The following is a 4,537-nucleotide window of genomic DNA, read 5'->3' as shown; positions in this document are numbered from 1 at the left end:
TGAGCAAAAATGGGCGCCGTCACGATAAACGCTTACTCGATAAAGTCGATATAATTCGCCATATTCCTCCTGAGGTAACCATCTGGGCAGATACCGGTTTTCAAGGTATAGATAAACAGCATCCTAATACACAAATCCCAAAAAAAGGAACTCGAAAAAGACCTTTATCGCCTGAACAAAAACAAGAAAATAAAATAATCTCGGGCATCCGTATTACAGTTGAACACGCCATCGCGGGTATCAAGCGCCTCGGTTGCATGACCCAAATTTTACGGAATCGTAGACCCTTTATTGATGATACCTTCTTACTCCTTAGCGCAGGTCTTTGGAATTTCCATCTCAGAACAGCGTAAAATTTACTTCAATCACCGAAACACCCTTATTTCACTATTAAGCAACACGCTTGTAGCCTTCCACTGATAACTTCTGGCGAGGTATGTAAAGCAAGCTCCTTACGGATAAAATACTGCGTTTGCGGGGTTTGTTGATTAAATGCATCTCGTGTAGATTTATTGAGACGTCTGGCTTTCGCTAAGGTATCGGCTCTTCTGCAAGAATAAAGTCCATGGAAAGCGGGATCAGTATTACGTTTGAGTTCCCTGCTGACAGTTGAACGAGAAAGCCCCAATTCTCTAGCAATAGTGGCCTGAGTAACACCGTCAATTATTCGTTTTTCGATATAAAAACGCTCATGTAAGTTCAAATGTTTTCCCTTCATACAACAGTATCTCTTATGGGGTCATTACAGTAATTTTATCTATAAGCGTGTTGCTTAATAGTGAAATAAGGGTGTTTCGGTGATTGAAGTAAATTTTACGCTGTTCTGAGATGGAAATTCCAAAGACCTGCGCTAAGGAGTAAGAAGGTATCATCAATAAAGGGTCTACGATTCCGTAAAATTTGGGTCATGCAACCGAGGCGCTTGATACCCGCGATGGCGTGTTCAACTGTAATACGGATGCCCGAGATTATTTTATTTTCTTGTTTTTGTTCAGGCGATAAAGGTCTTTTTCGAGTTCCTTTTTTTGGGATTTGTGTATTAGGATGCTGTTTATCTATACCTTGAAAACCGGTATCTGCCCAGATGGTTACCTCAGCACGAGTTTCGCACCAATAAAAAAACGCTCTATTTTTAAGTTTAATTCAGCATGATATATAAATAGTCAAAACCTTATAAATCAAATACAACTTATTGTAATTTAAGAAAATTTATGTTTTTTAGTAACTTGCAGATTAATCATTGCTTTTAAGCCATTTTTAGAATTTTATATGCCTGTGCGAAACTCGTGTCCCTTTATCGCTGGCTGAACCACACAAGTGACTTTGCTGGCATCAAATGACTGAATAATCCCCGGCATCGCAACACGAAGCTGTGATGAGATTGTATGGCGAAAGACTTCAAGTAGTTGTTGTGGGTCACCGGTGCGCGCTGATACGGAAATTGCCATCACCCTACCTTCTTGATATCAATTCTGTCATTTGACCCTTTGGCAATGCACACCAAGTCCATGTACCACGGCTTACCGCGGGTATCACCGGTGTAAGTAATATTTTTCACAATATAATCGCCATCGGTGGAAAGACTCGCCGGTTGTGAAACAGCGCCTTGCGTTTGCCGCAAATTATTGTCATCGCTTTCACTAATTTTGCTATATCCCAGGGCGATATCACTGTTCGGTAACATCGTTCGATAGATTAACGCCTGGTCAAGACGGATAAGCCCGTTTATTTGGATGTTTGGATTAATTAAACAACGCACATTTACCCCCGCCTCAATCGTTTGCTGAGGAAGACCAATCAAACCGGTTGCGCTATTAAGCACAATTGCCTCCTGGACGTACCTGTTTTCTGGCACCATCACAAGCTGGCCGTTAATGTATTGCCATGAGGCAAAGCATTGCGCTGCCAGATTATCTGCGGCATTTCTGACCATACCAAAGTACACTTTACCCCGAGGAAAACGGGTATTATCGAACTCCGGCGTCACCCCTTTGACAATCCCATAAGGCGCAAGCCCAGCAAGTAACGTAGTATGCTGCTCTGCCTGTGTATGTCCTGCGCTTAAGGTAGTATTGAGCGTGGCGTAATCATAAGCCTCGTGCGAATCAATCGCCTGAACAATCACAAAAGTATCGGTGGGATTATCTCTACCTGAAATCGTATAGCGGATTTTTCCGGTGAATATCAGACCCACATTATCGTGATAGCCCGCCATGAGCTGGACGTTAACAAATTCCTCGGCCTGAATTTGACTGACGGTTTCTTTTTTTAGATTCCAGACTTTGAACACCCCCGTGCGAGGATAACGCGTATCCGACCAGGTGATATTGAATGTAGCGCGAAAATCCGATAGCTCAATGCCTTCACCCTTTTCATCGGAGACAATCAGTGAACATTTTCTTATCCAGTTTTTTGACATGGCGATAGATTCACTTATTTATCTGCTAACGCATTAATAATGTCGGCATATTTCTGCTGAGTTAACTGCAACGCCTTTTCGAAAGATGTAGAAGGATTCTGATGTTCAACAATATCATTGGTTTGAGATGTTTGAGGTAGAGTGTCTGAAGCAGTGGAATGCTCTCTTAACCTCTGCGCTATCTGACGAAAATATTGCTTATTTTGAACGAAATCCAGATAAGTTACTATTGGTGATAAAAACTGAAAGTCAGTAATTTCTTCTTTTGTCATTTTTGGCCTCAATCGGTTATCCAGTACAATTTTACGGTTGTGCCCAACGTATCCGCGTTGATGTCGCTTTCTTCATCCGATAGCAAAACCAGCTTCCCTTCACTGATTAGATGGCTATATTGCGCAAGCAGATTTTCACCGACGACTAGCGGTATACCCTGTATCACCGGTTGATTATCAACCGTGAGCATATCCAGCACCCAGCCAGCGCTATCGCGCCAGATAAGGCGAAATTGCCACACGGTATCGGATAGCTTAATCATAAATTGTTGGTTGGTGGGCGTAAGCGGTATTTCGTTAATTTGCATTAGGCACGCCTCCTCCCAACAAAACGCTGCGATTATCAACGGTTTTTGGCGTTTTCATACCCGTATTGGACACACCATTCGTTGTATTTCCTTCCCGCATATTTTTTGGCTCAACCACCGTCATGCTGGCCTTTTGGGTTTGGGTGATGTTAAGCTCCCGTAAGGTTAATATCGCCATTAACACGGTTTCCGTGTGTTTATCGGTGGTCACTTCGATTGCCCGAATGAGCATATTCTGGTATTTGCGCTTACCTGTTATAACATCAAACGGTTGACGGCTGGCTTGAAGCGCTAAAATTTGCTGGTAGATTTCCGGTGCGCTTAACCCTAATCCTATCCCGACATGTCTTGTATCCCGAAAATCCAGTAGCGATCCACCACTTGAAAACCCAACCTCCATCGTGACTTCTGCTGGACGCTTATAGGCGTGATCGGCTATTTCCGCGCCCAGTTCAACCGGATGTTCCGTGATTTCAAGGGTATCGTGATGTTTTTCTGAGATAATGACATCCGGCACCAGCAAACCAATTTTGCGCGATCGTTGTGAAAAAAGCGTAGAAAGCATGTCCATCAGTAGGCTCGCTGGGTTAATTGTCCAACCAGTGTAGCGTTAACGCCCGTTTGTTTATCGGCAATCGCATTGGCAGTAGCGTGGGGATCTAATGCACCTTCAACATTAATCGTGATATTCTGGTCTATATTATTTCGCATACCTGCATTAGCGGCCTGATAGAGCATAGCCTGGCTATACGGCTGTCTACCATTTTCGTGCTCAATGATGCCAGACATGAGCGATGTCATGACCGCTGGATTAGATAGATTCAATACAGTGTCAGGGGAAACCCCTAATTTACCGGATATTTTATCAATATAGGCACGAGTATTATTTTCACTGGCGGGAGCCCAGGTGCTAATAATTTTTTCAACGGTATTTAAGCCCCTTTCAGCGTAGCGATTAAGCTGTGAAGAAAGGGCTTGCAAGCCCTCAAATGCGGTATTGAATTTGGCGAATCTTCCGTTAGGTGATTCACGTACTGCACCGCGTTGCCCAACAAAATTCAGATTACCCGGATTGTTGTTACGAATACCCCGTGGAATGTCGCCCGTAGGCACATCGGCGATATTATCCGGTATATTGCCACCCTGATTTTGGTTCGCCCAGCTATTATCAATGCCAAAAAACCGTAAACTATCACCAATCGCGCGTTTGACTTGACGGGTGTTATAATCCCAAGACGAACTTGCGCTGGCTTTAATATTGTTCTTGTCTTGGTCTAGATACAGCATGTAAGCGCTGAGTCCAACCATCCACGGTGGCATCGGCAACTTTTTGATTTGACCAAAAGCCCCTAATACCTTGGTTAACCACCTTCCCGCAATAAAGACAGCAACGAGCTCAAGTGCATTTTGCCAACCGCCCACCAAGTCAACGAGTGAGTGAAGTTTATCGCCTAACCAGGTAAAGGCGGCTTTTGCCAGACTTATCTCCCCTTCCCACTTTGACCAGTCGATAAAGGATTTGCCGCCTTCTTTCCATG

8 protein-coding genes and 1 pseudogene are annotated in these 4,537 nt (G+C 43.8%); 1 reads left to right on the top strand and 8 read right to left on the bottom strand.

The annotated features are described in order from the left end of the window. On the top strand, positions 1 to 353 hold a 353-nt coding region (locus CBG25_RS10230), incomplete at its 5' end, for a transposase family protein (protein ID WP_290603898.1). A gap of 26 nt (positions 354 to 379) precedes the next feature. Here CBG25_RS10230 and CBG25_RS10225 read toward each other — a convergent pair. The 8 genes and pseudogenes from CBG25_RS10225 to CBG25_RS10190 form a co-directional block, all read right to left on the bottom strand. Next, positions 380 to 718 (bottom strand): helix-turn-helix domain-containing protein, encoded by a 339-nt coding sequence (locus tag CBG25_RS10225; RefSeq protein ID WP_290606458.1) that lies wholly within the window; start codon positions 716 to 718, stop codon positions 380 to 382. Positions 719 to 813: 95 nt separating this feature from the next. Continuing rightward, positions 814 to 1,086, bottom strand: coding sequence for a transposase family protein (locus CBG25_RS10220; protein WP_281181170.1), 273 nt, complete (start codon positions 1,084 to 1,086; stop codon positions 814 to 816). A 179-nt stretch (positions 1,087 to 1,265) separates the two neighbouring features. Next, the gene (locus CBG25_RS10215) at positions 1,266 to 1,448 is read right to left on the bottom strand and encodes a Gp138 family membrane-puncturing spike protein (RefSeq protein ID WP_290606456.1); all 183 of its coding nucleotides are present in this window, start codon (positions 1,446 to 1,448) and stop codon (positions 1,266 to 1,268) included. Then, the gene (locus CBG25_RS10210; RefSeq protein ID WP_290606454.1) at positions 1,448 to 2,419 is read right to left on the bottom strand and encodes a hypothetical protein; all 972 of its coding nucleotides are present in this window, start codon (positions 2,417 to 2,419) and stop codon (positions 1,448 to 1,450) included. Before CBG25_RS10210 ends, CBG25_RS10215 begins: the two co-directional genes overlap by 1 nt. Before the next feature lie 14 nt (positions 2,420 to 2,433). Then, positions 2,434 to 2,691 carry a hypothetical protein gene (locus CBG25_RS10205; protein WP_290606452.1) on the bottom strand — a complete coding sequence of 86 codons (258 nt, stop codon included), beginning with the start codon at positions 2,689 to 2,691 and terminating at the stop codon, positions 2,434 to 2,436. A gap of 8 nt (positions 2,692 to 2,699) precedes the next feature. Next, a complete protein-coding gene (locus CBG25_RS10200; protein WP_290606450.1) occupies positions 2,700 to 2,999 on the bottom strand; it encodes a hypothetical protein in 300 nt (99 codons plus the stop codon). Continuing rightward, positions 2,989 to 3,570, bottom strand: coding sequence for a phage baseplate protein (locus CBG25_RS10195; protein ID WP_290606448.1), 582 nt, complete (start codon positions 3,568 to 3,570; stop codon positions 2,989 to 2,991). The genes CBG25_RS10200 and CBG25_RS10195 overlap by 11 nt, the downstream gene beginning before the upstream one ends. Further along, positions 3,570 to 4,537 (bottom strand): annotated as a pseudogene (locus tag CBG25_RS10190) (lytic transglycosylase catalytic); the annotation flags it as partial. The pseudogene CBG25_RS10190 and the gene CBG25_RS10195, both read right to left, overlap by 1 nt.

Source organism: Arsenophonus sp. ENCA (assembly GCF_002287155.1).
In the GTDB taxonomy this organism is placed as follows: Bacteria; Pseudomonadota; Gammaproteobacteria; order Enterobacterales; family Enterobacteriaceae; genus Arsenophonus; species Arsenophonus nilaparvatae.
The sequence above is the reverse complement of the archived record's forward strand: the minus strand, read 5'-3'. Positions and strand labels throughout refer to the sequence as shown.

Coding starts and splice junctions, on each gene's coding strand:
- CBG25_RS10215 (WP_290606456.1), bottom strand. CDS start 1,448: ATGGCAATTTCCGTATCAGCGCGCACCGGTGACCCACAACAACTACTT.
- CBG25_RS10205 (WP_290606452.1), bottom strand. CDS start 2,691: ATGACAAAAGAAGAAATTACTGACTTTCAGTTTTTATCACCAATAGTA.
- CBG25_RS10200 (WP_290606450.1), bottom strand. CDS start 2,999: ATGCAAATTAACGAAATACCGCTTACGCCCACCAACCAACAATTTATG.
- CBG25_RS10210 (WP_290606454.1), bottom strand. CDS start 2,419: ATGTCAAAAAACTGGATAAGAAAATGTTCACTGATTGTCTCCGATGAA.
- CBG25_RS10225 (WP_290606458.1), bottom strand. CDS start 718: ATGAAGGGAAAACATTTGAACTTACATGAGCGTTTTTATATCGAAAAA.
- CBG25_RS10195 (WP_290606448.1), bottom strand. CDS start 3,570: ATGGACATGCTTTCTACGCTTTTTTCACAACGATCGCGCAAAATTGGT.